This is a genomic window from Rhodococcus sp. B10, assembly GCF_011770055.1.
Taxonomy (GTDB): Bacteria; Actinomycetota; Actinomycetes; order Mycobacteriales; family Mycobacteriaceae; genus Rhodococcoides; species Rhodococcoides kyotonensis_B.
The window spans coordinates 83,518-109,030 of the sequence record NZ_JAAFYV010000004.1; the positions used below are offsets into that span (position 1 = coordinate 83,518).

Annotated in this window: 19 protein-coding genes; 11 read left to right on the plus strand and 8 right to left on the minus strand. The window is 65.8% G+C overall.

Annotation, left to right across the window (positions count from 1 at the left end):
• Nucleotides 1–260 precede the first annotated feature (260 nt).
• On the plus strand, nucleotides 261–3,731 hold the full coding sequence (locus RhoFasB10_RS03970) for a (Fe-S)-binding protein (protein WP_167675155.1): 3,471 nt from the start codon (nucleotides 261–263) through the stop codon (nucleotides 3,729–3,731).
• Nucleotides 3,732–3,902: 171 nt separating this feature from the next.
• A complete protein-coding gene (locus RhoFasB10_RS03975; protein WP_167675157.1) occupies nucleotides 3,903–4,844 on the plus strand; it encodes a hypothetical protein in 942 nt (313 codons plus the stop codon).
• A gap of 124 nt (nucleotides 4,845–4,968) precedes the next feature.
• On the opposite strand, the gene RhoFasB10_RS03980 is transcribed toward RhoFasB10_RS03975, so the two are convergent.
• On the minus strand, nucleotides 4,969–6,879 hold the full coding sequence (locus RhoFasB10_RS03980; protein ID WP_167675159.1) for a prolyl oligopeptidase family serine peptidase: 1,911 nt from the start codon (nucleotides 6,877–6,879) through the stop codon (nucleotides 4,969–4,971).
• Between the two features lie 11 nt (nucleotides 6,880–6,890).
• On the minus strand, nucleotides 6,891–7,598 hold the full coding sequence (locus RhoFasB10_RS03985; RefSeq protein ID WP_167675161.1) for an SOS response-associated peptidase: 708 nt from the start codon (nucleotides 7,596–7,598) through the stop codon (nucleotides 6,891–6,893).
• Between the two features lie 58 nt (nucleotides 7,599–7,656).
• Between RhoFasB10_RS03985 and RhoFasB10_RS03990 the strand changes: the two genes are divergently transcribed.
• Both RhoFasB10_RS03990 and RhoFasB10_RS03995 read left to right on the plus strand, forming a co-directional pair.
• Nucleotides 7,657–8,934 (plus strand): pyridoxal phosphate-dependent aminotransferase, encoded by a 1,278-nt coding sequence (locus RhoFasB10_RS03990; RefSeq protein WP_240930875.1) that lies wholly within the window; start codon nucleotides 7,657–7,659, stop codon nucleotides 8,932–8,934.
• Between the two features lie 255 nt (nucleotides 8,935–9,189).
• Nucleotides 9,190–10,449, plus strand: coding sequence for a YibE/F family protein (locus tag RhoFasB10_RS03995; RefSeq protein ID WP_167675163.1), 1,260 nt, complete (start codon nucleotides 9,190–9,192; stop codon nucleotides 10,447–10,449).
• A 43-nt stretch (nucleotides 10,450–10,492) separates the two neighbouring features.
• Here the strand turns inward: RhoFasB10_RS03995 and ald are convergent, their stop codons facing one another.
• Nucleotides 10,493–11,551: an alanine dehydrogenase gene (gene ald / locus RhoFasB10_RS04000; RefSeq protein WP_167675165.1), complete on the minus strand. Its 1,059-nt coding sequence runs from the start codon at nucleotides 11,549–11,551 to the stop codon at nucleotides 10,493–10,495.
• A gap of 98 nt (nucleotides 11,552–11,649) precedes the next feature.
• On the opposite strand from ald, the gene RhoFasB10_RS04005 reads away from it, so the two are divergent.
• Nucleotides 11,650–12,180, plus strand: coding sequence for an Lrp/AsnC family transcriptional regulator (locus RhoFasB10_RS04005; RefSeq protein ID WP_167675167.1), 531 nt, complete (start codon nucleotides 11,650–11,652; stop codon nucleotides 12,178–12,180).
• Nucleotides 12,181–12,182: 2 nt separating this feature from the next.
• Here the strand turns inward: RhoFasB10_RS04005 and RhoFasB10_RS04010 are convergent, their stop codons facing one another.
• Together RhoFasB10_RS04010 and RhoFasB10_RS04015 are read right to left on the minus strand one after the other, a co-directional pair.
• Nucleotides 12,183–13,832 carry an Hsp70 family protein gene (locus tag RhoFasB10_RS04010; protein ID WP_167675169.1) on the minus strand — a complete coding sequence of 550 codons (1,650 nt, stop codon included), beginning with the start codon at nucleotides 13,830–13,832 and terminating at the stop codon, nucleotides 12,183–12,185.
• 109 nt (nucleotides 13,833–13,941) lie between these two features.
• Nucleotides 13,942–15,411 (minus strand): sugar transferase, encoded by a 1,470-nt coding sequence (locus tag RhoFasB10_RS04015; protein ID WP_167675170.1) that lies wholly within the window; start codon nucleotides 15,409–15,411, stop codon nucleotides 13,942–13,944.
• Nucleotides 15,412–15,865: 454 nt separating this feature from the next.
• Here RhoFasB10_RS04015 and RhoFasB10_RS04020 point away from each other — a divergent pair, with 454 nt between their 5' ends.
• From RhoFasB10_RS04020 to RhoFasB10_RS04035, 4 genes are read left to right on the plus strand one after another with little or no spacing between them, the layout of a single operon-like run.
• Complete coding sequence (locus tag RhoFasB10_RS04020) at nucleotides 15,866–17,167, plus strand: class I SAM-dependent methyltransferase (protein ID WP_167675172.1); 1,302 nt, start codon at nucleotides 15,866–15,868, stop codon at nucleotides 17,165–17,167.
• Nucleotide 17,168: 1 nt separating this feature from the next.
• Complete coding sequence (locus tag RhoFasB10_RS04025; RefSeq protein ID WP_167675174.1) at nucleotides 17,169–17,987, plus strand: glucose-1-phosphate cytidylyltransferase; 819 nt, start codon at nucleotides 17,169–17,171, stop codon at nucleotides 17,985–17,987.
• A complete protein-coding gene (locus RhoFasB10_RS04030) occupies nucleotides 17,984–18,634 on the plus strand; it encodes a PIG-L family deacetylase (RefSeq protein ID WP_068425472.1) in 651 nt (216 codons plus the stop codon). The genes RhoFasB10_RS04025 and RhoFasB10_RS04030 overlap by 4 nt, the downstream gene beginning before the upstream one ends.
• 3 nt (nucleotides 18,635–18,637) lie before the next feature.
• Nucleotides 18,638–19,669 (plus strand): SDR family oxidoreductase, encoded by a 1,032-nt coding sequence (locus RhoFasB10_RS04035; RefSeq protein ID WP_068425478.1) that lies wholly within the window; start codon nucleotides 18,638–18,640, stop codon nucleotides 19,667–19,669.
• Nucleotides 19,670–19,693: 24 nt separating this feature from the next.
• Here the strand turns inward: RhoFasB10_RS04035 and rfbC are convergent, their stop codons facing one another.
• On the minus strand, nucleotides 19,694–20,248 hold the full coding sequence (rfbC, locus tag RhoFasB10_RS04040) for a dTDP-4-dehydrorhamnose 3,5-epimerase (RefSeq protein ID WP_167675178.1): 555 nt from the start codon (nucleotides 20,246–20,248) through the stop codon (nucleotides 19,694–19,696).
• A 53-nt stretch (nucleotides 20,249–20,301) separates the two neighbouring features.
• Here rfbC and RhoFasB10_RS04045 point away from each other — a divergent pair, with 53 nt between their 5' ends.
• The gene (locus RhoFasB10_RS04045; protein WP_167675180.1) at nucleotides 20,302–21,405 is read left to right on the plus strand and encodes a class I SAM-dependent methyltransferase; all 1,104 of its coding nucleotides are present in this window, start codon (nucleotides 20,302–20,304) and stop codon (nucleotides 21,403–21,405) included.
• On the plus strand, nucleotides 21,402–22,766 hold the full coding sequence (locus RhoFasB10_RS04050) for a glutamate-1-semialdehyde 2,1-aminomutase (protein WP_167675183.1): 1,365 nt from the start codon (nucleotides 21,402–21,404) through the stop codon (nucleotides 22,764–22,766). Before RhoFasB10_RS04045 ends, RhoFasB10_RS04050 begins: the two co-directional genes overlap by 4 nt.
• Here RhoFasB10_RS04050 and RhoFasB10_RS26770 read toward each other — a convergent pair.
• Both RhoFasB10_RS26770 and RhoFasB10_RS04060 read right to left on the minus strand, forming a co-directional pair.
• The gene (locus tag RhoFasB10_RS26770) at nucleotides 22,705–24,120 is read right to left on the minus strand and encodes an O-antigen ligase family protein (RefSeq protein ID WP_167675185.1); all 1,416 of its coding nucleotides are present in this window, start codon (nucleotides 24,118–24,120) and stop codon (nucleotides 22,705–22,707) included. The genes RhoFasB10_RS04050 and RhoFasB10_RS26770 overlap by 62 nt on opposite strands.
• Nucleotides 24,117–25,424 (minus strand): hypothetical protein, encoded by a 1,308-nt coding sequence (locus RhoFasB10_RS04060; protein WP_167675187.1) that lies wholly within the window; start codon nucleotides 25,422–25,424, stop codon nucleotides 24,117–24,119. Before RhoFasB10_RS04060 ends, RhoFasB10_RS26770 begins: the two co-directional genes overlap by 4 nt.
• Nucleotides 25,425–25,513: the final 89 nt, after the last annotated feature.

Consider the following 25,513-nt stretch of genomic DNA (forward strand, 5'->3'; position numbering starts at 1 on the left):
ACGCAACTTAGGTCTGCCTTCCGATTCACCCTGTCGGAGCCTGGGAATAACGTGAGCCGTCGGACGCTACCTACTGACCGGTTCAGCCCACCGCGACGAAGGTCGATCCGCAGAACTACCTGCACCGCTCTCGCCGGGCGGTGCGAAGTTACCCATCAGTACACCGGAGTTGTTACTGGTGGGTAACTTGGCTACGCTTAGGCTGATGGGGCTGACCCGAGGTGGCTCTCCTTGCTGCCGATGAACGAAAGGCCGCTTACATGAACGCCCTGACGATCACGTTGGGCACGGTCGGTGCGCTGTTGAGTCTCGTGTGTTGGTACGCGTTCATTCGCGGCGCACTGCGGATGTTCAACATCGTCCGACTCGGCCAACCTGCTCCGGACCGCTGGCGTCCGATCGTCCCTCGCTTCAAGCAGATGGTCGTCGAGTTCCTCGCTCACACCAAGATGGTCAAGTTCCGGACCGTCGGTTGGGCGCACTGGCTCGTCATGATCGGCTTCATGCTGGGCGCGGTCGTGTGGTTCGAGGCCTACGGCCAGACGTTCAACCCCGAGTTCCACTGGCCACTGGTAGGTAACACTGCGGTCTACCACTTCCTGGACGAAATCCTCGGCCTCGGCACGGTCATCGGTATCACGACGCTGATCATCATTCGTCAGCTGAACCACCCACGTAAGCCCGAGCGTCAATCGCGCTTCGCCGGGTCGCGCTTCCAGGCTGCCTACTTCGTCGAAGCCGTCGTCCTCATCGAGGGTCTCGGCATGATCTTCGTGAAGGCCGGCAAGATCGCTACCTACGGTCACGCCAATGCGTGGACCGATTTCTTCACGATGAACCTCGCGAAGCTCCTGCCCGCCAGCCCCAACATGGTTGCGGTCTTCGCATTCATCAAGCTGATGTCCGGCATGATCTGGCTCTACATCGTCGGTACCCGCATCAATTGGGGTGTGGCGTGGCACCGCTTCACGGCGTTCCCCAACATCTACTTCAAGCGCATGGACGACGGCACCGTGGCTCTCGGCCCGGCCAAGCCGATGATGTCCGGCGGCAAGGTCCTCGAGATGGAGGAAGCCGACCCCGACGTCGACGCGTTCGGCGCGGGCAAGATCGAGGACTTCAGCTGGAAGGGCTGGCTCGACTTCACCACCTGCACCGAGTGTGGCCGCTGCCAGTCGCAGTGCCCCGCGTGGAACACCGGCAAGCCGCTGTCTCCGAAGCTGCTCATCATGTCGCTGCGCGACCACAGCCACGCCAAGGCGCCGTACCTCCTCGCCGGTGGCAAGAAGGATCTCGGCGGTGACGAGGTGGGTCTCGTCGACGCCGACGGTAACCCGGATCAGGCGAAGCTCGACCGGATCCCGCAGGCTGCGCGCGACGAAGCCGATCGCAAGCTCGTCGCCGACGCCGTCGAGGGCGGCATCATCGATCCCGAGGTTCTGTGGAGCTGCACCACGTGTGGCGCATGCGTCGAGCAGTGCCCGGTGGACATCGAGCACGTCGACCACATCATCGACATGCGTCGTTACCAGGTCCTCATCGAGTCGGAGTTCCCGACCGAGTTGGCGGGCCTGTTCAAGAACCTCGAGAACAAGGGCAACCCCTGGGGCCAGAACTCGAAGGACCGTCTCAACTGGATCAACGAGATGGACTTCGACATCCCGGTCTTCGGACAGGACGCCGACTCGTTCCAGGATTACGAGTACCTCTTCTGGGTCGGCTGCGCCGGCGCCTACGAGGACCGCGCAAAGAAGACCACGAAGGCCGTCGCCGAGCTGCTCGCGACCGCGGGCGTGAAGTTCATGGTGCTCGGCGCCGACGAGACCTGCACCGGTGACTCGGCTCGCCGCGCCGGCAACGAGTTCCTGTTCCAGCAGCTCGCGATGCAGAACATCGAAACGCTCAACACCGTGTTCGACGGCGTCTCACGCGAGAAGCGGAAGATCGTCGTCACCTGTGCGCACTGCTTCAACGCTCTCGGTAACGAGTACCCGCAGGTCGGCGGCGACTACGAGGTGGTTCACCACACGCAGCTGCTCAACCGTCTCGTGCGGCAGAAGAAGCTCATCCCGGTCGCCTCGGTCAGCCAGGACATCACCTACCACGACCCGTGCTACCTGGGCCGTCACAACAAGGTGTACGACGCTCCCCGCGAGCTGATGGCCGCGTCCGGCTCCAACCTGAAGGAAATGCCGCGTCACGGTGAGCGGTCCATGTGCTGTGGTGCCGGTGGTGCCCGCATGTGGATGGAAGAGAACATCGGCAAGCGCATCAACATCGACCGGGTCGACGAGGCGCTCGAGACCAACCCCAAGAAGATCGCCACGGGCTGCCCGTTCTGCCGCGTCATGCTCACCGACGGTGTCACGGCACGTCAGGAAGGCGGCGCACACGAAGGCGTCGAGGTCGTCGACGTCGCGCAGCTGATGCTCGAGTCGATCACCCGCGTCGACTCGTCGGTCCTCAGCGAGAACGTCAAGGTCGTTCCCCGCGAGCTCACCCCGGAAGAGAAGCTCGAGTCCGAGAAGATCGCGGAGGTCGAGGAGAAGGGCCGCGTCGAGGAGGTCGAGGTCGCTGCCGAGGGTGTCGATCCCGAGGAAGCCACCGAGAAGGCACAGCCCGCCAAGGCGGCAGGCGGACTGAAGATGAAGGGCCTCGCGAAGGCACCGGGAGCCAAGGCGCCCGGGGCGAAGGCGCCAGGAGCGAAGTCCGAGAACGCCGACGGTGACACTGCGGCCGACGCGTCGAAGCCCAAGGGTCTCGGTCTTGCCGGCGGCGCGAAGGCTCCCGGCGGCAAGGGTCTTCAGGTCAAGGGCAAGGCACCGGGCGCGAAGTCTGCGGCACCGAAGCCTGCCGAACCCGCAGCAGCAGAGTCGACGGCCGACGCGACGTCGGAGACACCTGCCGAAGCGACGGAGACGAAGCCGACCGTCAAGCCCAAGGGTCTTGCCGTGAAGTCGGGCTTCAAGAAGCCGGGCGCCAAGGCACCCGGCAAGCCTGCGGCAGCTGCGGCGCCGACGGCCGAGGCAACCCCGGCACCGAAGGCCGATACAGCCGATGCGCCCGCAGACGCTCCGGCCGAGTCGACCGATACGTCGGCCACGCCTGCGTCCGAGTCGATGCCGACGGTCAAGCCCAAGGGTCTCGCCGTGAAGTCCGGCTTCAAGAAGCCAGGCGCCAAGGCACCCGGGAAGCCTGCCGCAGCACCTGCGCCCGCGGCGGAACCTGAGCCCGCGGCAGGACCACAGGCTCCCGCCGAGGCCACATCGGAAGCCCCAGCGAATGTGCCTACCGAGGCGAGCGCACCGGAGTCAGCTGCTACCGAGGCGAGCGCACCGGAGTCAGCTGCACCCGAGGCAACGACGTCGGCACCGGCTCAGGAGTCGAAGCCGACTGTCAAGGCCAAGGGTCTCGCAGTGAAGTCGGGGTACAAGAAGCCAGGCGCCAAGGCAGCCGGCAAGCCTGCAGCAGCCCCGGCACCCTCCGAGCCTGCCGCGGAACCGGCCGAACCGGCTGCTCCGACCCAGCCGACCCAGGAAGCGGAGGCACCTGCCGAATCCGAGCCGACCACCCCGGCTCAGGAGACGAACGCGCCGGAGTCGACGGCAACGGAGACGACGCCGGAAGCACCTGCCGAGACGTCGAACGGGGATGCTCCGGCTCCCCCGACTGCGAAGCCCGGTGGACTCGGCTTCCGTGCCGGAGCGAAGGCACCCGGTCGACGGAAGTAACCTGGCACCTTTTTCACCGACTTCGCCCCCGCGCTCGCGTCAGAGCTCGGGGGCGAAGTCGTCAACGGGGGTGCTTGGTCCGCGATCGCCGAGTTATCCACAGGCACATACTTTGTCCACAATTTTCGAATCGGTCTTGTTCGACGCTGAATCCGACGCCACTATTCGCTCATGACTCGCATCGTCTCCCGATCCGACGCCCTTGCCCGCGGATTTTCCGACGCCGAACTGCAGCGTTACTGCCGCACCAAAGCGTGGCGTCGGCTCCGCCCCGGAAAGTTCGTCAGCCGAAGCGAATTCGACACACTGTCCGCGACGGAGAAGCACAGGGTCGTCGCGGAAGCTGTGTACAAATCGGCGACCGCAGACGATACAGTCCTCAGCCACGTCAGCGCTGCGGTGTTCCACGGCCTCGACGTCGAAGCATCCGATCTTCGCCGAGTTCACCTCACCCGCAACCGAATCGGCGGTAGTCGAAAGAGCAAGCTACGCATCGTGCACGCGGCGGCGTACTCTCCATCCGAAGTCACGCTTGTCGACGGTGTACGAGTCACGACGCTTGCCCGCACGATCGCGGACATCGGCCGGTCCTTGACCTTCGAGAACGCGGTCTGCCTTGCAGATCTCGCCGCACGCAGAAAAAAGCTCACGCGCGACCAGGTCCTCGCAGTGCTCGATGCTTGCCCGACCCATCCCGACAACAGGAAAGCGCGTCGGGTAGCGAATTTCATGGACGGTAGGGCCGAGAGTGGCGGCGAATCGCTCTGCCGCATCGTGCTGCACGAGTTGGGTTACGCCCCAAGACTTCAGGTAGGTCTTGCCGACGCTGACGGAGAATTCGCTCGGGTCGACTTCTACCTCGACGACATCTTCACCGTCGTCGAGTTCGACGGCCGCATCAAGTACGGCCGACTCGTGCCCGAGGGGCAGACACCGTCCGACGTCGCATGGAAGGAGAAGCGACGCGAGGACCGAATCCGTTCGGGCGGTGCACAGGTGGTGCGCCTGACGTACGACGACCTGCAGCACCCCGAACGGATCGCACGCAGCATTCGCGCCGCCGCAGACCGCGCGAGGAAGTCCCCGCCGCCGACGCTGACGATCGGTCGATAGCCGGCACCTCTCCTGCAGAGCTGGCACCTCCGTTGCAGAGCTGGCATGCCCAATTGCGTCCGAGCAGAGAGGCGAGCTCGACAACAGCGGTGCTAGCTGCCCCGCAGCTCCCGACCTCCCCCGATCACGGCCTCCACAGCTCGAGTTCGGGAATCCCCGGCGGGGTGAATCCGAGCACCTGACCGTAGAACGACAACTCGGATTCGCGCGCGTTCACCTGTGTTTCGAGCTTGCGGAAACCGTGCGACTCCCCCTCGTACGCGAGGTACGCGTGCGGAATTCCTTTGCGTACCATCGCGTCACGGAAACGCTCGGCCTGCGACGGGGGCACGATCGGGTCCGACAGCCCCTGCAGCAGCAGCACCGGGCACGACAGACCGTCGACGTTGTTGACCGGCGCCCGAGTCCGGTACAGGTCGATCGCCTCGGGCAGCGGACCGATCAGCCCGTCGATGTACCGGGATTCGAAGTCGTGCGTCTCGGCGACGAACAGTTCCAGTTCTGCGACGCCGTAGTACGAAGCACCACAAGCGAAGACGTCCGACGACGTCAACGCCGCCAATACCGTCCACCCGCCGGCGGAACCGCCTTCGATGGCCAATCGTGCAGGGTCGGCGAGGCCCGCGTCGGCAAGACCACGAACGGCGGCGACGGTGTCCTCGACGTCGACGATCCCCCACTGTCCGCGGAGCCGGTTGCGGTACTCGCGGCCGTACCCACTCGACCCGCCGTAATTGACGTCGATGACTCCGATTCCGCGGCTGGTGAAGTAGGCGAAGACCGGGTTCAGCGCGGGAGCGACGTGCGCTGTCGGGCCACCGTGCACGAAGGCGACGTACGGCGGCAACTCCCCGTCCTGTCCCTCGTACTCGGGGTTGCGTGGCGCGTAGACGATGGCATGCACTTCGCGCTCGGGGCCCTGGAAGGTTCTGGCTTCCCCCTGCGGGAGGTACTCGGCGTCGGGAATCGTCTCGATGCTCGACCGAATGTCGGTGACCTCTCGCGTGGAGAGGTCGAGCTGCCGCAGACCGCCCGGGCTCTGTGCGCCACCGGCTTTCAGCAGTACGAGCGAACCGCGACGGCCACCCAGCGACACCGACGTCAGCGGCCCGAGGTCGATGTCGTCCATCGCGCCGGTGGCGGGATCGAGAACGCCGAGCGTCTCGGTGCCGACAGTGCGGACGGTGAGCAGCGTTCCGTCGTCGAGAATCGAGTACCAGCGCGCACCGAGTTGCCACAGCGGCGCGCCGAAGTCCGCCTCGGCCGGGTACAACGGCGTGACGTCGCCGCCGAGCGCGACCGTGTAGAGGTTCCACCATCCGGTGCGGTCGCTGATGACGTACAGCGACGTCTCGTCGATCCACTCCGGCTGGAGCACCGATTCCTCGGTGCCGCCGAGCACGGTCTCCCACGTCCCGGTCGCCAGATCCGCGACGCGCAATTCCGTTCCGTCCCACGGCATCTGCGGATGGTTCCACGCAATCCAGGCAAGCTTGCTGCCGTCGGGAGACAGACGCGGGTACGCCAGAAAGTCGGAGCCGGAGACTATCGATCGAATTCCTCTGCCGTTCAATGCGATTGCGCAGATGTCTCGGCGGATCTCGTCGCCCTCGTGGATCTCACGTACCGCGAAGACCTCGTCGCCGACAACCGACAGTTCGGCGAACCTGACCGATGCCGCGACGTCCGGCTTGTCGGTCAACGGAACCGGCGTCTCGCCTGGCACGACGAGGTAGACGCGCTGATCGGAGAACTCCGAGAACACGATTCGGCCGTCGTCGGTGGCGGCCCATGCGCCGCCGCCGTACTCGTGCACGCGAGTGCGTGCGTTGAACGGCTCGGGGAGCAGCGACTGGACGCCGCCGTCGGAGTAGCGACAGATGGTCGTGCGACCGTTCTCGGTGGGACGCATCTCCGACCACCAGATCTGGTCGCCGACGAAGCGCCCGCTCTCCACCGGATGTCCGCTGGCCGACAGGTCGGTCGCGGAAATGGGAGACGGCCAGGATCCGAAGGGAAGCGCGGTACGAGTCACGACGACCAGTATTACCCGACCGGTGTCAACAATTCCGGGCTGTTGTTCCTGACGCTGTTGACGGCCGTGCTGACCTCGTAGGGGACCAGCCGGGGTTCAGGAATGGCCGCGAGCATTTCCTGAACCGAACCCAGATCGGTGATGGCCGGATTCAGCCAGTCGGACCGCATGTTCTCGGGGACGATGACGGGCGACCGATCGTGGATGTGCCCGAGTGCGTCCGCGGCAGGAGACGTCAACACCGTCACCGACCACAGCCATCGATCGGGATCGTCCTCGGGTTTGGCCGGATCGCGCCACAGCTCGTACAGGCCTGCCATCGCGAGGACCCCCTCCTCGTGCAGGAAATACGGGACCTTCTGGCCGTCGCGCTTCTCCCACTCGTAGTAGCCGTCGGCGGGGACGATGCAGCGGCGACGGGCGGCCGCCTTCTTGAACGACGGCTTCTCGGTGATCGTCTCGGACCTCGCGTTGATCAGGCGGCTGCCGATCTTGGCGTCCTTGGCCCACGACGGGACCAGGCCCCACCGCACCGACCGGAGTTGGCGGACCGCGTCGGCCTCGGGTTCGTCCTTGGGTGCCCGCTCGAGAACCGTCCTCACCGTCTGCGTGGGCGCGACGTTGTATGCCGGCGGAAGCTCGTCGCCGACCGTCTCGGCGATGTCGAAGACCGCACGCAGATCACTGTCTGTCTGGGTACTGGCATACCGTCCGCACATGCGACCGATTGTCGCACCGAGCACCGACATCGGCACCCAGGTGGACTGGCAGCGCAGAATGCACACCTGGCACGATGGGGTCGTGAGCCATCCGCACCAGAGCCACCAGCCGCGTATTCACCGCCCGCTGCAGCAGTCCACCAAGCTGCAGAACGTTCTCTACGAGATCCGTGGACCGGTACACGCGCACGCGGCGAGGCTGGAGGCCGAGGGACACCGCATCCTCAAGCTCAACATCGGCAATCCTGCGCCGTTCGGTTTCGAGGCGCCCGACGTGATCATGCGAGACATGATCGCCGCGCTGCCGTACGCACAGGGCTATTCGGAGTCCAAGGGCATTCTGTCGGCCCGTCGTGCGATCGTCACCCGGTACGAGCTCGAGCCGGGATTCCCCGAGCTGGATGTCGACGACGTCTACCTCGGCAACGGCGTCTCCGAGCTCATCACGATGACGATGCAGGCGCTGCTCGACGACGGGGACGAGGTGCTCATTCCGGCACCAGACTACCCACTGTGGACGGCGATGACGACGCTGTCCGGCGGTAAGGCCGTGCATTACCTGTGCGACGAGGACAACGACTGGAATCCCGACCTCGCCGACATCGAATCGAAGATCACCCCGCGCACCAAGGCGCTGCTGGTCATCAATCCGAACAACCCGACGGGCGCGGTCTACTCGACCGAGGTGCTGCAGGGCATCGTCGACCTGGCACGACGCCACCAGCTGCTTCTCCTCGCCGACGAGATCTACGACCGGATCCTGTACGACGACGCCAAGCACACCTCGCTCGCGAGCCTCGCTCCCGACCTGCTGTGCCTGACGTACAACGGGCTGTCGAAGGCGTATCGGGTCGCGGGTTACCGAGCCGGATGGCTCGCGATCACCGGGCCGAAGGAACACGCGGCCGGGTTCATCGAGGGCATCGATCTGTTGGCGTCGACGCGCCTGTGCCCGAACGTGCCTGCACAGCACGCCATTCAGGTCGCGCTCGGCGGTCACCAGAGCATCGAGGACCTGATCCTTCCCGGAGGCCGCCTGCTCGAGCAGCGCGACGTGGCGTGGGAGAAGCTCAACGAAATTCCCGGTGTCTCGTGTGTGAAGCCGCGTGGCGCGCTGTACGCGTTCCCGCGTCTCGATCCCGAAGTGCACGAGATTCACGACGACGAACGGCTCGTGCAGGATCTGCTTCTGCAGGAGAAGATTCTCGTCGTGCAGGGCACCGGGTTCAACTGGCCGGGCCACGATCACGTTCGCATCGTGACGCTCCCGTGGGCGCGAGACCTTTCGGTCGCCATCGAACGCTTCGGTAACTTCCTCGCGTCGTACACGCAGTAGCGTCTCGAAACTCCCTCCGAGCGTTCACGTCGTCGAAAATCGGTGGTGAATCCATCGAAGTGGTTGAAAGTGACGCAAAAAACATACCGCGATCGGCCCCAAACCGACGCGAAGTCTGTAGATTAGCGGGCGGCACTTCGTGTGCCCGAGCACTGGTCGTATCCCATCCCCCCGGGACGATCAGGAAGGTGGCGGGGGACGCCCCCCCTGCTCCCCGCCACCGCGCTCCTCATCCCGGCACCTACTCTTGCACCTGTGGAGTCACACGGTCACGGACACGGGCATTCCGACGCCCCGGCGCCTCTCACCCCTCTCGCAGCCCGCATCGTCGTAGGACTTCTCGTCGCGATCGGTCTCGCCGTCGTCGCGGGTGCGATCGCGCTGTGGCCGTCCGAGCAGCACGTCGACATCCCGCTTCCGTTCCAGACGTCCGGCGGCGGCGCTGTCACCACCGAGGCCGGGACCGTCGTCTCGCAGGACATCGGCGCGTGCGGTAGCGCGTCGGCCGGTCGCGTCTTCACCGGCAATCCGACGCCGCCCGTCAGCGCCGGCTACGACTGTCAGCGCAGCATCGTCGCCATCGAATCCGGACCGAACGCCGGCACGAAGACTCTGCTCGAAATCGTCCCAGGGCCAGGGCAACCCGATCTCCGCACCGGTGAGAGCATTCGGCTCGTCCGTCAGACCGACCCGAGCGGTACGACGCAGTACTCGTTCAACGACTTCTCGCGAGGCCTTCCACTTGCATTGATCGTCGCTGTCTTCGCGGTCGTGATCTGCATCGTCGCCCGGTGGCGTGGCTTCCGCGCGCTGATCGGATTGGTCATCGCATTCGCCGTGCTCGTGGTGTTCATGCTGCCCGCGCTGCTCGACGGCGCTCCTGCCATCCCGGTCGCCCTCGTCGCGGGGTCGATCATTCTGTACGCCGTGCTGTACCTGGCGCACGGAGTGAACCTGCGGACCTCGTCGGCACTGCTCGGAACCTTGACGTCGATGGCGCTCGCAGCCGTTCTGTCCTACGTCGCCATCCGCATGACGCACTTGACCGGACTGTCGGAGGAACAGAACACCGACGTGCAGGCCTACATCCAACACGTCAGCATCACCGGTCTGCTGCTCGCGGGTTTCATCATCGGATCGCTCGGCGTGCTCAACGACGTCACGATCACCCAGGCGTCGGCCGCGTTCGAGATCGCCGGGGCCGATTCGACGACGACGCGACGCCACATCTTCTCGTCGGCGATGCGCGTCGGCCGCGACCACATCGCGAGCACGGTGTACACACTCGTGCTGGCCTATGCCGGTGGCGCACTGCCGCTGCTGCTGCTGTTCTCGGTCGCAGGCAGATCCATTCAGGATGTGCTGACGGGTGACGCCGTGGCCATCGAGATCGTCCGATCCTCGGTGGGCGGCATCTCGCTCGCGCTGTCCGTACCCCTCACGACGGCCATCGCGGCTCTTCTCGCGCGACCCGGCGGCGTTCCGACGAAGAAGTCCGGGCGGCATTCCAAATAGTGCCGCTGCGCGGTCGTGCGTGGATAGTTGGCCCAGAGGCCGACTATCCGCGCATGGGTGGCGCAGCCGCAATCAACCCCGCCTTCAAACCGGGATCGGCGGCGGTCGCGGCCTCCCACCCCTTGTCGGCCAGGGCGACGACGTACGGCAACGTCGCGTTCGTCAGCGCGTAGGTCGAGGTGTGCGGCACCGCGCCCGGCATGTTCGCGACGCAGTAGAACACCGATTCGTGGACGCGGTACGTCGGGTCGTCATGCGTCGTCGGCACCGAGTCCTCGAAGCATCCACCTTGGTCGATAGCGATGTCGACGAGTACCGAACCCGGCTTCATACGCTGAACGAGGCTGTTCGACACCAACTTCGGCGCCTTCGCCCCGGGCACCAGCACGGCACCGATCACCATGTCCGCACCGAGTACGGCCTGCTCGAGCTCGAGCGCATTGGAGACGACGGTCTTCACCGACCCGTGGTACGCGTCGTCGATCGCGCGCAGCGCCTTCACGTTCAGGTCGAGGACGGTGACGTCGGCGTGCATACCGTGCGCGATCGCGACCGCGTTCCGCCCGGCCACGCCCGCGCCGATGACGACGACGTGTGCCGGCCGGACTCCCGGCACACCGCCCATCAGAACGCCGCGCCCACCGCCGCTGGCCATCATGTGGTAGGCCCCGACCTGGGGCGCGAGACGACCGGCAACCTCGCTCATCGGCGCCAACAGAGGTAGCGACCCGTCGGGTGCGGTGACGGTTTCGTACGCGATGGCCGTCGTCCCCGACGCCGACAGCGCGTCGGCGCAGGCCTTCGACGCGGCGAGATGGAGGTACGTGAACAACACCTGATCCGCCCGTAGTCGCGAATACTCCTCTGCGACAGGTTCTTTGACCTTGACGAGCAGATCCGCTTCGGCCCAGACGTCGTTCGCGTCGACGAGAATCTGCGCACCCGCGGCCTTGTAGTCGGTGTCCGAGAACGACGAACCCACGCCCGCCTCGGACTCGATGACCACGTCGTGTCCATGCGAGACCAATTCGTGCACGCCTGCCGGAGTGACCGCCACCCGGTATTCGTGATTCTTGATCTCGCGCGGAATTCCAATCTTCATTGCCGCCTCCAGAGCAGGGGTCCGATGGATGTCCCCACTATGAATTATCGGAAGAAATACCCACAACAGGTGTGAACATAATTCTGTAGAGTGGCGATATGGCGGCAAATAATTCGCGTTCGGCACGTTCGGGCTCGGCCGTATCGAACGATGTTCGACGCGCACCGCTCGACGCGATCGACCACATCCTCATCGACGAACTACGTCGCGACGCCCGCATGCCCAACAATGCCCTCGCCGCCGCCGCCGGTATCGCGCCGTCCACCGCACTCGGCCGCGTCCGGTCACTGGTCGAACGCGGCGTCATCCGAGGCTTTCACGCGGAGATCGATCCCGACGCGCTCGGGCAAGGCATCCAGGCGATGATCTCGGTGCGGCTACAGGCCGACGCCCGACGACGCATCAGCGAGTTCGGCGAGCAGATCGCCGCGCTGCCGGAGACATCGAACATCTACTTCATCGCAGGCGCCGACGACTTTCTCGTCCACGTGGCGACCGTCGACACCGTCGCACTGCGGCACTTCGTCGTCGACAACCTCAGTGCGCACCCCGCCGTCGCGGCGACCGAGACGATCCTGATCTTCGAGCACATTCGGCCGCGCGGACAACGCACGCCCGTCACGGACTGATTCTAAGGAGCAGGCGGGAACAGCGGCGGTAGCACCGGCAGCGTGAAGTCCGGCAGACCCGGAATCAACGGTGCAGGTGGAGCCGGTGCAGGTGCCGGTTGCTGCGGCGACTGCTGAGTCGGCGCCTCCTGCGTCGGCGCTGGCTGGGTGACTGCGTCCGACGTGTCCGGAACCACCTGAGGCGCGGGTGCAGGCGCAGGCTCCTCCACGGTCGTCGTGGGGGCCGGGGCCGGTGGCGGAGGAAGCACGACCGGCACCTCCGACGTCGCTGCCGGGGCCGATGTCGTCGGGGCCGGGGCAGACGTCGCAGCCGGAGCTTCGGTCTGCGTGTTCGTCACCGACGTCTGGACCACCGGAGCGTCGTTCTGCTGGGTGAACAGGAACGCACCTGCGGCGACGACGGCCGCGGCCGCGACTCCCGCAACCGACCAACCACGGACGAGGCGACGCTTGCGTTCCTCGTCGTTCTCGCCGTCGGAGTCGTCGAAGTCGGCGTCGAGCCAGTAGACGTTGGAGAGCGCGAAGTGCGCGGACTTCGCGGGAGCCGAGCTCGTTGCGGCCACAGACTCGGGAGCCCCACCCGTCGGCGGTTCGCCGGACGCAGCTGGCACCTGCTGCGTGACGGGCATCGACGCCTGAAGTCGCGGAAGATCCTCTCGCGCAATGGAGATGGTGGGTGTCGCGTCCGTCGGCCGTGGTGATCGCTGCGGCGCGCCTTCACGCGGAGCACGCACGGGTATCGGACGCGCCGGAGGCCGAGGCCGTTCGACGGCGGGTGCGGCCGTCGACCTCGCCGACAGCGCGGCGCCGCGGGCAGCGACCGACTCCGGCTCGTTCGGCGTGATCGCGGGCAGATCCAACAATCGTCCGACGCGCTCGCGAACGAGCGGAATGCGCGAACCGCCACCGATGAGCACGACGGCGTCGATGGGCACGTGCGCGCTGATGAGCACGTCGCGCGCGAACTCGATCGACCTGTCCACGGTGTCGCCGATGAGCGACTCGAAGCTGTCACGCGAGAGCAGGATCATTCCGCTCGCATCGGGCAGACACACGGCATCGTTGCTCGACAACCGTTCCTTCGCGACACGGCATCGCCGTTCGAACAGCTCGATGTCGGCGTCGTCGCTCGGCTTGCCCAGCCTGTCGAGCTGGTTGTCGCGGAGAACGTCGTCGAACAGATCGCCGCTGAACTCGGTGCTACGACTCGACGCGACGACCCGGCGAGCCCTCAGGTCGACGACGCTGACGTTCAGGCCGGAGCTTCCGAGGTCGTACAACGCGACCGTCGAGTGCCCCGCCGCTTCACCGCTCGCGACGAGGTACTCGATGACCGCCTCGACCTCGTGGATGAGGGAGTAGTTCTGCAGGTGCTGGTTCTCGAGCGCGCGATGCAGAGTGTCGGCCTGCCGCGCGTCGCGATAGGCGACGCCGGTGCTCAGATACGGTTCCGACTCCGCCGCGACCGCGCTGATCGACTCGGCGGCCAGGTACTCGACTTCGTCGTCGACGGTGTCGATGACCTGATTCTTGAAGAACAACGGCTGCGGCGGGTCCGACGGAACCACGCGTGTCGCGACGGCCGCACCACCACGCGGCAGCGCCATACGTACGGCGTGGGCACCCATGGACACCCCCAGCAACACAGTCATGCAAAGACCCTCGTTCGTGTCCGGCGGGGCATGCTCGAATCGCCCCGATTGCGTCACACGCTACCTGGGACGGCCGAGGGTCGTGTACTACACCTGATCGATCGCCTGGTCAGTAGGCTCCTTCGCGTCTCGTGACAGCGCGAACCGTGCGGGCGATGATCACCAGATCCTGGCTCATGGACCAGTTCTCGACATACGACAGATCGAGCCGAACCGATTCCTCCCACGACAGATCGGAGCGGCCGCTGACCTGCCACAATCCGGTGACACCCGGCTTGACCAGAAGGCGTCGTCGAACGTCGATGTCGTAGCCGTCGACCTCGCGGCGCAACGGCGGCCTCGGGCCCACCACACTCATGTCGCGTTTCAGCACGTTGAAGAACTGCGGAAGTTCGTCGAGGCTGAGGCGTCGAATGACCTTGCCGACGCGGGTGACGCGCGGGTCGTCCTTCATCTTGAACAGGACGCCGCCGTCGGAGTCGTTCCGCCCGAGCAGCGCCTCGAGGTGGGCTTCGGCGTCGACGACCATGCTGCGGAACTTGATCATCTCGAACGGTGTGCCGTCGAGGCCCATGCGTTCGGATCGATGGAACACCGGACCCGGGCTGGTGCATTTGACGGCGACGGCGATGGCCAGCATCACCGGCGCAGCGACCACGAGCGCGGTGAGCGCGAAGACCACGTCGAATGCGTTCTTGGTGAACTTCGCCGCCCCGTCGTACTGCGGCTTCTCGACGGTGATGAGCGGAATGTCCGCGGCGGGGCGCATCACGAGGCGCGAGCCCGAGATGTCCATGACGCCGGGTGCCACGACGAGGTCGATGTCGTGGGGTTCGAGCGCCCACAACAACTTGCGGATACCGACGGGCCCCAGATGTTCGGTGGCGGTGACTGCGACGGTGTCCGCGCCGCATGCGCGCACCGCATCGAGAACCGAGTCCTCGTTGCCGAGCAACGGGACCGATCGACCATGCACCGTCAGGAATTCAGGCGCACCGGCGGCGTCGGGGGCGCAGTAGCCGAGGACGCGATATCCCGACGTCCGATCGCGTTCCAGCGACCGGATCAAGCCGGTGGCGGCACTGGGAGACCCGACCACGAGAAGGGACGTCGTCGACATTCCCCGTGCACGCTCGTGCGCGAGCCGTTTACGCCACGCGCGACGCGTGACGAGGAGACCGGCGGTGCCCAGCGGGAACGCGATCGCGAGATAGCCCCGAGCGACGTCCATCTGAAACAACAGGCTTCCGATCGCGAGCAGCCCGAACAACCGGAACGACGTGGTCAGAACGAGCCGGTACTCGTCGGGGCCCGAACCCACGATGCGCGGAGACCTGCTGCGAAACGCTGCCAGGGCGATGAGCCACGCGACGATCAGGCCCACGGTGACGGGCAGATAGCCGGAGTCCGTGTCCGCGCCGAAGCGACCGAAGTGGGCGAAGGTCACGGACAGAACGACGACCAGCGTGTCACTGACGACCAGTCTGTGCGAGTAGCGCTTCTGCCACTCTGCGCGGGACTGGCCGCTGAGGCTTCCTGGAACCGACGGGGCTCGGAGCTCCCTGTCGATGCTGGTCAAGTGGTCGCCTTCCGTCGTGATCGTCCCTATGACCGGTCGACGCGTTCGTGGCCGGCCGGCGTGGGCGTGGGCCGCCCGACGCGACTTGATTTCCCGGCACAACGAGCAACGGACCGCCCCCGACGCGGCCGCTGCACCGCGTCGAGCGGTGCGATCGCCAGGCTAACAGAAAATCCTACTTCAGGTTTGTTTCTACGCATCCAATCCGGTTCTACAGCGGTTTCTCGACGCGATGGAGGACAACCGCTCCGGTCGAAGCGTCCGATTTCGTGCAAAACAGACCGTTCGACTATATTGTCGGGAGATAGCAAGCATCGGTACTGCGATCCGGGGTCGTCGCATGCCAACGGTCACCACACGGTTCGGTGCGGCTCGCTCCGCGCCTGGCGGTGGTGCCGGACGTACCGACGAAACCGACTCGATTCGCGTCGAGTCCGCGTGAAAGTAGCTCTGCATGAATCTGACACACCCGGAAGCCGATTCGAACGTGGCGGACGTCGAGAGCGCCGCTGCGTGCAGGCTGTGCGGCAACACCGAACTGCTCAGTGTTCTCGACCTCGGGGCAACCCCACCGTGCGAGAAGTTCCTCACCGCACACGAACTGGACGACCCGGAGCCCACGTATCCGCTGCACCTACGCCTGTGCGAGCGCTGCTTGCTTCTGCAGATTCCCGGCCTGATCACTCCCGAGGACACGTTCGTCGAGTACGCCTATTTCTCGTCGTACTCCACTAGTTGGGTCGAGCACACGCGCACGTTCGTCGCCGCTGCGACCGACCGCCTGGCTCTCGACGCGTCGTCGTTCGTCGTCGAGGTGGCCAGCAACGACGGTTATCTGCTTCAGCACGTCGTCGAGCGCGGTATCCCCTGCCTGGGCATCGAACCGTCCGTCAACGTCGGTCGTGCAGCAGTCGACCGAGGGGTACCGACGTTGACGGCCTTTCTCACCGAGGAGTCGGCGCAGCAGGTGCGCGACGAGCACGGGCCCGCCGATCTGGTGGTCGCCAACAACGTGTACGCGCACATCCCCGACCTTCTGGGCTTCACGCGGGCCTTGCGCACTCTGCTGGCCGACGACGGCACGGTCAGCATCGAGGTCCATCACGCGATGGAATTGGTGACGCACGCCCAGTTCGACACCATCTATCACGAACACTTCCAGTACTACACGGTGCTCGCCGCGCGAAATGCGTTGGCCACGGCCGATTTACAGCTCGTCGACGTCGAACGCCTCGGAACACACGGCGGTTCGATCCGGTTGTGGGCCAGACCGTCGGAAGCAGGTGCGACGCCGTCCGCCGCCGTCGAGGAGATCATCGCCGTCGAACGCGCTGCGGGCCTCCATGAACCGTCCGGATACCTCGATCTGCAGTCCCGTTCCGAAGCGGTCCGGCAGAACCTTCTCTCCTTCCTGCTGGACTGCAAGAAGGACGGGCTGTCCGTCGTCGGCTACGGCGCACCGGGCAAGGGCAACACCCTTCTCAACTTCTGCGGCATCCGCCCCGACCTGCTCGCCTACACGGTGGACCGAAACCCGTACAAGCACGGCAGGTTCACGCCCGGCACGCGCATCCCGATCCATCACCCCGACCGCATCGCGGTCGACCGGCCCGACGTGGTCCTCGTTCTGCCCTGGAATCTCGAAACCGAGATCAGCGCACAACTCGACTACGTGCGCGAGTGGGGTGGTCGGATCGTCTATCCACTGCCCACACTGCACGAATCCCGCACGTCCGCAACGAAGGAGGAGAACTGAGATGAAGGTCGTACTTTTCTGTGGCGGATACGGGATGCGTATGCGCAACGACGGTGGAGACACTCTGCCCAAGCCGATGCAGCTGGTCGGACCGCGCCCGCTGGTGTGGCACGTCATGCGGTACTACGCGCACTACGGACACAAGGAGTTCATCCTGTGCCTCGGGTACGGCGGCGAGCACATCAAGCAGTACTTCCTGAACTACAAGGAGACCGAGTCCAACGACTTCGTCATGCGCGGTGACACCGTCGAGCTCCTGGACTCCGACATCGCCGACTGGACCATCACGTTCGTCGACACCGGGCTCGAATCCCCCATCGGTGAGCGTCTGCGCCGCGTCCGCAAGTACGTCGGCGGTGACGAGTACTTCCTCGCCAACTACGCGGACACGCTGACCGACGCGCCGATCGACAAGATGATCGCGCGCACGGTCGATTCCGGTTCCGCCGCTTCGCTTCTCGCAGTGCCGCCGCAGTCGTCGTTCCACTGCATCGACGTCGCTCCGGGTGGCGCCGTCAAGCAGATCACGCCGGTGAGCGAATTCCCGATCTGGGAGAACGGCGGATACTTCACCCTGTCCCAGGAAGTGTTCGATCTGATTCCTCCGAACGGCGATCTCGTCGAGGATGCATGCGGCACGCTGGCAGGAGAGGGTCGACTTCTCGCCTACCAGCACAACGGTTTCTGGAAACCCGCCGACACGTTCAAGGAGCGCGCCGAGCTGGATGCGAACTACTACAAGGGTATTCGCCCATGGATGGTGTGGGAGAAAGATCCCGAGACCGAGTCCGCCCCGTTCGGACTGGTCGCCGTTCCGTGAAGTCCTTCGCCTCCGGCTCGATCCGCGAGATAGCGCTGCTCGCCGCGCACTGCGACGACATCGCCATCGGAGCGGGCGGCACCCTGCTGACGATCGCTCGGGCCAACCCCGGCCTCACGGTGCATGCGCTCGTCCTCACCGGCGGCGGTGGGGCACGCGAGGTCGAGGAGAAGACGGCGCTGGCTGCGTTTCTTCCCGGTGCCGACGTGCGGCTCACCGTCACCGACATTCCCGACGGCCGGTCCCCCGCGCACTGGGATGCCGCGAAGGACACGGTGGCGGCGTTCCGACGCACGTGCGAGCCGGACGTGGTGTTCGCACCCCAGAAGAACGACGCTCACCAGGATCATCGCCAGTTGGCGACGCTCGCGCCGACGGAGTTCCGCGATCACATGATCCTCGGCTACGAAATTCTCAAATGGGAATCCGATCTGCCGACTCCCTCTCTGTATCACCCGATCTCGGACGAGATCGCACGCGAGAAGGTCGAACTCCTGCACGCGTCGTACCCGTCGCAGACCGACAAGGACTGGTTCGACGCCGACGCCTTCCTCGGCCTGTGCCGCATACGCGGAGTGCAATGCAAGTCTCGCTACGCCGAAGCATTCGTCGTAGAGAAAACCGTCATCGATTTCGTAGGAGCTTGACTGATGCGAGTACTGGTCACCGGACATCAAGGCTACCTGGGCACGGTCATGGTTCCCGCGCTCGTCGAGGCCGGGCACACCGTCACCGGATTGGACTCGGGACTGTTCGCGGATTCGATTCTCGGACGGCCAGTTCAGGACCCGGAGACCCTCGCAGTCGACCTACGCGACGTGACGGCCGAGCAGTTGGCCGGAATCGACGCGGTCGTCCACCTCGCTGCGCTGTCGAACGACCCGCTCGGCGCCCTCGCTCCCGAGATCACCTACGACATCAACCATTTCGCCTCAGTCCGCCTTGCGCGTCTGGCGAAGGAAGCGGGTGTGTCCCGGTTCCTGTACGCGTCGACCTGCTCGGTCTACGGCTCCGCCGGCGAGGACCTGGTGTCGGAGAGCGCGCCCCTCAAGCCGCTGACCCCGTACGCCGAGAGCAAGGTGCGCGTCGAGGACGACGTCGCAGCCCTGGCAGACGACAGCTTCAGTCCCGTATTCCTCCGCAATGCAACGGCATTCGGGTTCTCGCCGCGACTGCGCGCCGACATCGTGCTCAACAACCTCGTGGGCCACGCTGTCCTGTCGGGCGAGGTCCTGGTGTTGTCCGACGGCACCCCGTGGCGTCCGCTCGTCCACGCCCAGGACATCGCGTCGGCATTCGTGGAGGCACTCGCCGCCCCGGTGGACCGCATCCACACCCGCGCCTTCAACGTCGGCATCGAGTCGAACAACGTGACCGTCGCCGACATCGCGGACGCCGTCGTGCGTACCGTTCCGGGTTCCACGCTGAACATCACGGGTGAGCACGGAGCCGATCCACGGTCGTACCGCGTCGACTTCTCCGCGATTCGCGAGGCGCTTCCCGGATACCAGGCGCGGTGGAGTGTGCTCGACGGGGCGGAGGAGCTCTACCGCGAGTACACCGCCGCCGGTCTCACACGCGAGAACTTCGACAACCAGTTCACCCGCCTGAAGAAGCTGAAGGCCCTGCAGGATGCCGGTCGTATCGACGAATCGATGCGATTCGTTCGAGCGAAAGTCTGACCGGCCGTGCCCCCTTCGCTTCGGTCAGAGCCGTTCGATTGCATCCTTCCACGTGCCTGCGGTGCGGTCACGGTCGCTGACGGCCGTCGGTTCGAGCGGCCACTCGATGGCCAGGGTGGCGTCGTCGTACGCGACACCGATGTCCTCGCTCGGGTCGTGCGGTCGGTCGATGCGATAGCAGACGTCCGCCGTCTCGGTGAGCGCCTGGAAGCCGTGCAGCAGGCCAGGAGGAATGTACAGGTGCGCGTGAGTGTCGTCGTCCAGACGGAACGTACGCACCTCACCGAAGGTGGGGGAACCGGGCCTGGCGTCGACGATCACGTCGAGCACCGCGCCGTGCGCGCATCGAACGAGCTTCGCCTCACCTCGGCCGAGTCGTCCGTGCATCCCTCGGATCGTTCCCCGCACGGAACGCGACTGGGAGTCCTGCGTGAAACTCGTCGACGATACTTCGGTGCCGGCAACGTGCGCGTCGAAGATCTCGGTGTCGAAAGTCCTTGTGAAGAAACCGCGTTGGTCTCGGAACGGTTGGGGGACGAACAGCAGAACGCCCTCGATGTCACTGGAGTCGACTCGCATGCGTCGATCATGAACGATTTCGCGCGCCGAGTCACGTCGATGGCGAGAATTCGATGACCGGCCGTCGCTGCCGCGGGTGCGGTTCCGATCAGCTCGATATCGTCCTGGACCTGCACTCCGTGCCCGCCGCGGACCAGTTTCCCCAAAATGCGAGCGCCGGTTCCGACGACGCGCGCCACCCGCTCGCAATGGTGTTGTGCGGCAGGTGCGCACTGGCCCAGTTGGCCGACGACGACACCGTCGCCGACGAACCACGCGGGATCGAACCCCAGGCTCTGACGGATCAGGCCGCGGAGGCCGTTGCAGTGGTTGCCGGTTCGGGATGGCTGCGCGGCAGTACCGTTCGCGAGTTCGGCAGCCCGCACGGCGGAACGTGGCTCCCTCTGTTGTCGGACCGCGGCGTCGACGAGGTGGCGCCCGGGCAACGGGCGGACGTCGTGCTCGATTGCTTCGGCATCATGCACGAACCCGACCAGGCCGACGCGTTCGCCGTGCGCGCAGCGTCTTTGGCCGAGGACGGAGTGCTGCTGATCCAGTTCCACACGCTGTCTGCGATCGTGCGAGAAGGGCAATGGAACGCGTTGCGCCACGGACACTTCGCGTACTACTCGCTGACGTCGCTGACGCACCTGCTCGCGGGCGTCGGCCTCGTCGCGAGGTCCGCGTGGACGTTCGAGCTGTACGGCGGCACCATCCTGCTGGCAGCCACCCGAACCGGCGTTCCCGACGCGTCGGTCCGCGAGATTCTGGATGTTGAGCGTGCAGCGGGTATCGACGACGCGGAAACCGTCGGCGCGCTGCACAGTGCCGCGGAGACAGACCGGACGATGCTGCACGATTCGCTCGTCGAGCTGAAGAGTGCGGGCAAGGTCGTGTTCGCGTACGGTGCCGCATCCCGCGCGGTCGCGCTGTTCGCGATGGCAGGGTTGACGCGGTCGCTGCTTGCCGGCGTCGCCGACGCGTCCCCGTCGAAGCAGGGCCGACGCATGCCCGGCACCGACATTCCGATCATCTCTCCCGCGGAACTGGTTGCGGCACAGCCCGACGTCGTGTTGCTGACGCTGCCCGACCTGCTCGGCGAACTCGACGCGTCGATTCCCGAGCTGCGCGGGCGATGGTGGCTGCACGGCACCGACATACGGGAGGGCACTCGATGAACGTCAGCGAATCGCCGTCATTGCACAGTCATCGCGGATTCGCGGAATCGATTGCGGCTCAGTCGCGTCTGCACGACGTCATCCCCGGCGGCGCGCACACGTATGCACGCGGCGCCGACCAGTACCCCGACGACATGGCCCCGGTTCTCGAATCGGGATCGGCTGCACACGTGTGGGATCTCGACGGCAACTGCTACGTCGAATACGGCATGGGTCTTCGCTCGGTCACCCTGGGGCACGCGTACCCGCCCGTCGTCGACGCCGTCACCGAGGCCGCGCGCCGGGGCCACAACTTCAGCAGGCCCACGGTGCTGGAAGCCGAGGTGGCCGAGTCGTTCCTGGATCTGGTGCCGACTGCAGAGATGGTCAAGTTCGGCAAGAACGGATCCGACGCGACCTCGGCCGGCGTCAAACTTGCTCGCGCGCACACCGGCAGGGACTTCGTCGCGGTGTGCCGTCAGCCGTTCTTCTCCACCGACGACTGGTTCATCGGTACGACCGAGATGAATGCAGGCATCCCGTCGGCGTATCGCGATCTGACGCTGCCGTTCTCGTACAACGACCTCGATTCGCTGCGTGCGCTCTTCGACGCACATCCGGGACGGATCGCGTGCGTGGTCATGGAGGCCGCGACGGGTACCGCAGAACCCGAACCGGGTTTCCTCGAGGGCGTCCGTGCACTGTGCGACGACGAAGGCGCACTGCTGCTGTTCGACGAGATCATCACCGGGTTCCGCTGGGCCACCGGCGGCGCCCAGTCGGTGTACGGCGTCACGCCGGATCTGTCGTCGTGGGGGAAGGCGATGGGCAACGGGTTCGCCGTGTCCGCCCTGGCAGGCAAGCGAGAGTACATGGAGCGCGGCGGTTTACGCACCGACCTGCCGCGTGCGTTCCTGATGTCGACGACGTACGGACCCGAGACAACGTCACTCGCCGCGATGAAGGCGGTGTTCCAGACCTATCGCGAGCAGGACCCCGTGGCCGTGATGGAGGCGAGGGGCACCGCACTCGCCGACGGCGTCAACGACGCTGCCGGCCGTGCCGGACTGTCGGACTACCTGCAGGTCATCGGACGGCCGTCGTGCGAGGTGTTTGTCACCCGCGACGCCGATGGTGTTCCGTCGCAGGCATATCGGACCCTGTTCCTCCAGGAATTGTTGACGTGTGGCGTTCTCGGACAGTCGTTCGTGATCTCGGCGGCGCACACCGAGGCCGACGTCGACCACACGATCGCGGCATGCGAGGCCGCAATGGTCGCCTACAGCAAAGCAATCGAGGCCGGTACCACCGACGGTCTGCTCATCGGACGGCCTGTGGCTCCGGCTCTTCGGTCGCTGGCCGATCCGCGTCGGGCGTGGTGATCGGACCGAAAGCCTCGTTGCGGTCCTCGGCGCGGACGATGTGGAACGCCGAGCCCGCGAGCGCCAGGAAGATCCACATGAGCAGCCAGATCTGGGCGAATCCGGAGATGTCGAGGATGATCGCGATCACGGCGACGGCAGCGATGGCGGCCGCGATGCCCCGGGTCAGCTCGAACATGCCTGCGTCGGCGCGATTCCCGGATCGTGCGGCTCGCTGCGAGAACCGTCGTGACGCGACAAGTGCGGCGCCGAATCCAGCTCCGAGCAACAGAACGAACGCGAGCACGCCGATCACGCCGGCCTCCATGAGCCTGCCGAGATACTGGTTGTCCAGGACGGGATAGCCGCGCGCGGAGTACGTCGCGGTGCCTTCCCCGAACCACAGGTGGTCGGAGAAGTGCTCGAGCACGTAGGCGCGGCCGCGGTCACGAGACTGCAGTGAGGAGTCGGTACCGCTCGTCGCGAAGATCTGCACGAACGCGTTGAGCAGCTTCGAGTCGGTCACGTAGGCGACGACCAACGGGACGCCGACGATGCCGACGAGCGCCAGTACGCGTCGCACCGGCCATGTCCACGCCATGAACAGCACCGCCACACCGAGGCCGACGACGGCCGAGCGAGACAACGTCAACGCTGCCCCACCGACGAGGACGACCGCGAGTGCCGCCCAGTGCCACGACCGACGTCCTTGCGCGCGTGCGGAATACACGACACCCAGCGCGATCGGTACGAGTACCGTCAGAATCGCGCTGAGTTCCAGCGGGTGACCGGCGCTTCCTTGCGGACGAGCGAAGCCTTCCCGCATGAGCGCTTCGCTGAGGACCGAGCCGTGGTCTTTCAGCAGCGGCGGCTTCAGCATCGCCGCGAGGTCCATTCCGGTGCCGTACTGGATGATTCCGAACGTCGCGCTGATCGCGCCGCCGATGACCAGACCCTTCGCGACCCATTCCAGGGCCTCGCGTGTCCGGATGACCGTGACGATGAAGAAGAACACGCTGACGAGCGCGAACTCGGTGATCAAGTTGGTCTGCGAACTCGCCAGCACCGCAGGCTCCGTCGGCTTCGAGGCGAGCGACGCGAACGACAGGAGGCTGGCCACGGCGTACAGAACGACTGCAGCGGAAAGGATTCCGAGCTCGGCCCGCGACCGCTGGCCGACGATACGCGTCAGCACCCACAGGAGGCCGCACCCGAAGAAGACCAGCGACGCCGGGCTGAAGCCGAGGGCGCCGGGAACGGTGAACGACTGCCGCATACCGAGCAGCAGCACCGAACCCATGACGACGACGGCAGCGCCGATCGGTATCGCGTGCGCACCGAACCGGATCTGCCGTCCCGGAAGGTCGACGGTCACCGCCGCGGACCGCCTCCGCTGATCGACGACCGCGGGTAGTCGTGATGACCCGACCGAATCGGCACGTGCACACGCTCCTCGACACCGTAGTAGTCGTCGATCTCGTGCTCGATCTCACGAACCGGTGTCGTCGTGCGCGCCGGAAAACCATCGGTCGAGTCCGTCTGCCGCTGTTCGCCGACCCTCGGATCTCGGGGAGTCGACACGTTGAACGGATCGAAATCTTGGTAGCTCGACGAGTCCGGCGGCTTCGGCGCGGCCGTCGAATGAACACGTCCGGGAGGCCTGACCGACACACGGTCTCGCTGAGGCTTGGCGTCGTCGGACGTCGACTCGGTCTTCCTCGGTTCGTTCTTGGCCGGCTCGGCGGCCGTGGCACTACCGAACGCCGACCAGGCATCGACCTGAGCGGGGAACGCCGCGGTGTCCGCGTCGTCGGCCTCGGTTTCACGCGACTCGGCGACGACCGAGACCGTCGGTTCGTCGACTTCGGACGCGTCGTCGATCGATTCGGATCGAACCGGCTGGGCCGGAGCGGGTTCCGCGACACGCCGAGGGTTGTGAGCCGTCACAGACTTCGATGCGCTGACGACCGTTGCGCGACGCGCAGGTGTCTCGGGCGCCGTCGCCTCGGGGATCGTCTCGTCGGCCACCGGAACCGCGGACTGCGCCTCGCGTTTCGGCTTGCGGCGGTCGAGGATCGTGCCGACGGTGACGATGCCGAGCAGTCCGACGACGAGCACCGCCAACGCGTACGAGCCCGCGGCCTTGAGGGGACTGGCCGCGACGAGTGCTCCCGGCTCGGGCATGACGGCGGCCGTGATGGACGCTTCGGTATTGGGTCGCACACCCGTCTGTACCTGCAGTTGCGCGAGCGCAGTGGACGAATAGTCGAGCAACGCCTGGGCGCCCGCCTGCGCCGCTTCCGGGGTGGGTCCGCTGGTGGTGATCATCAGCTGAGGCGACAGACGCAGCGCGGAAGCGGTGTCTCCGAGCGTCGACGTGACGGTGTATTCGACGGAGGCGCCGGCCTCTTCGACGAGCGCCACCGCGGCGGGCGACTGCAGCAACGTGGCCGCGACGGCCGCGAGCTGCCCCATGTTGTCGTTCAGGTTGACGAAGGGGTTCAGCTTGGCGTCGATATCGCCTGCTCCGGGCGGATAGACCACCGCCACCGCCGAGGACTCGTACGTGTCGGTCGACGACATGACTCCGTACGTGCCGGCCGCGACGGCACACAGCAGTACGACGAGACATGCCACTTTGCGGCGGAGCGTGGCTCTCACCAATTCGTCGACGTTCACATCTCTGCTTTCGATCGTGATTGTGGAATGTTACAGCTCCATTGATACCAGTCCGAGACGGTATTTGCCTCTCAAACCGGATATGCAGT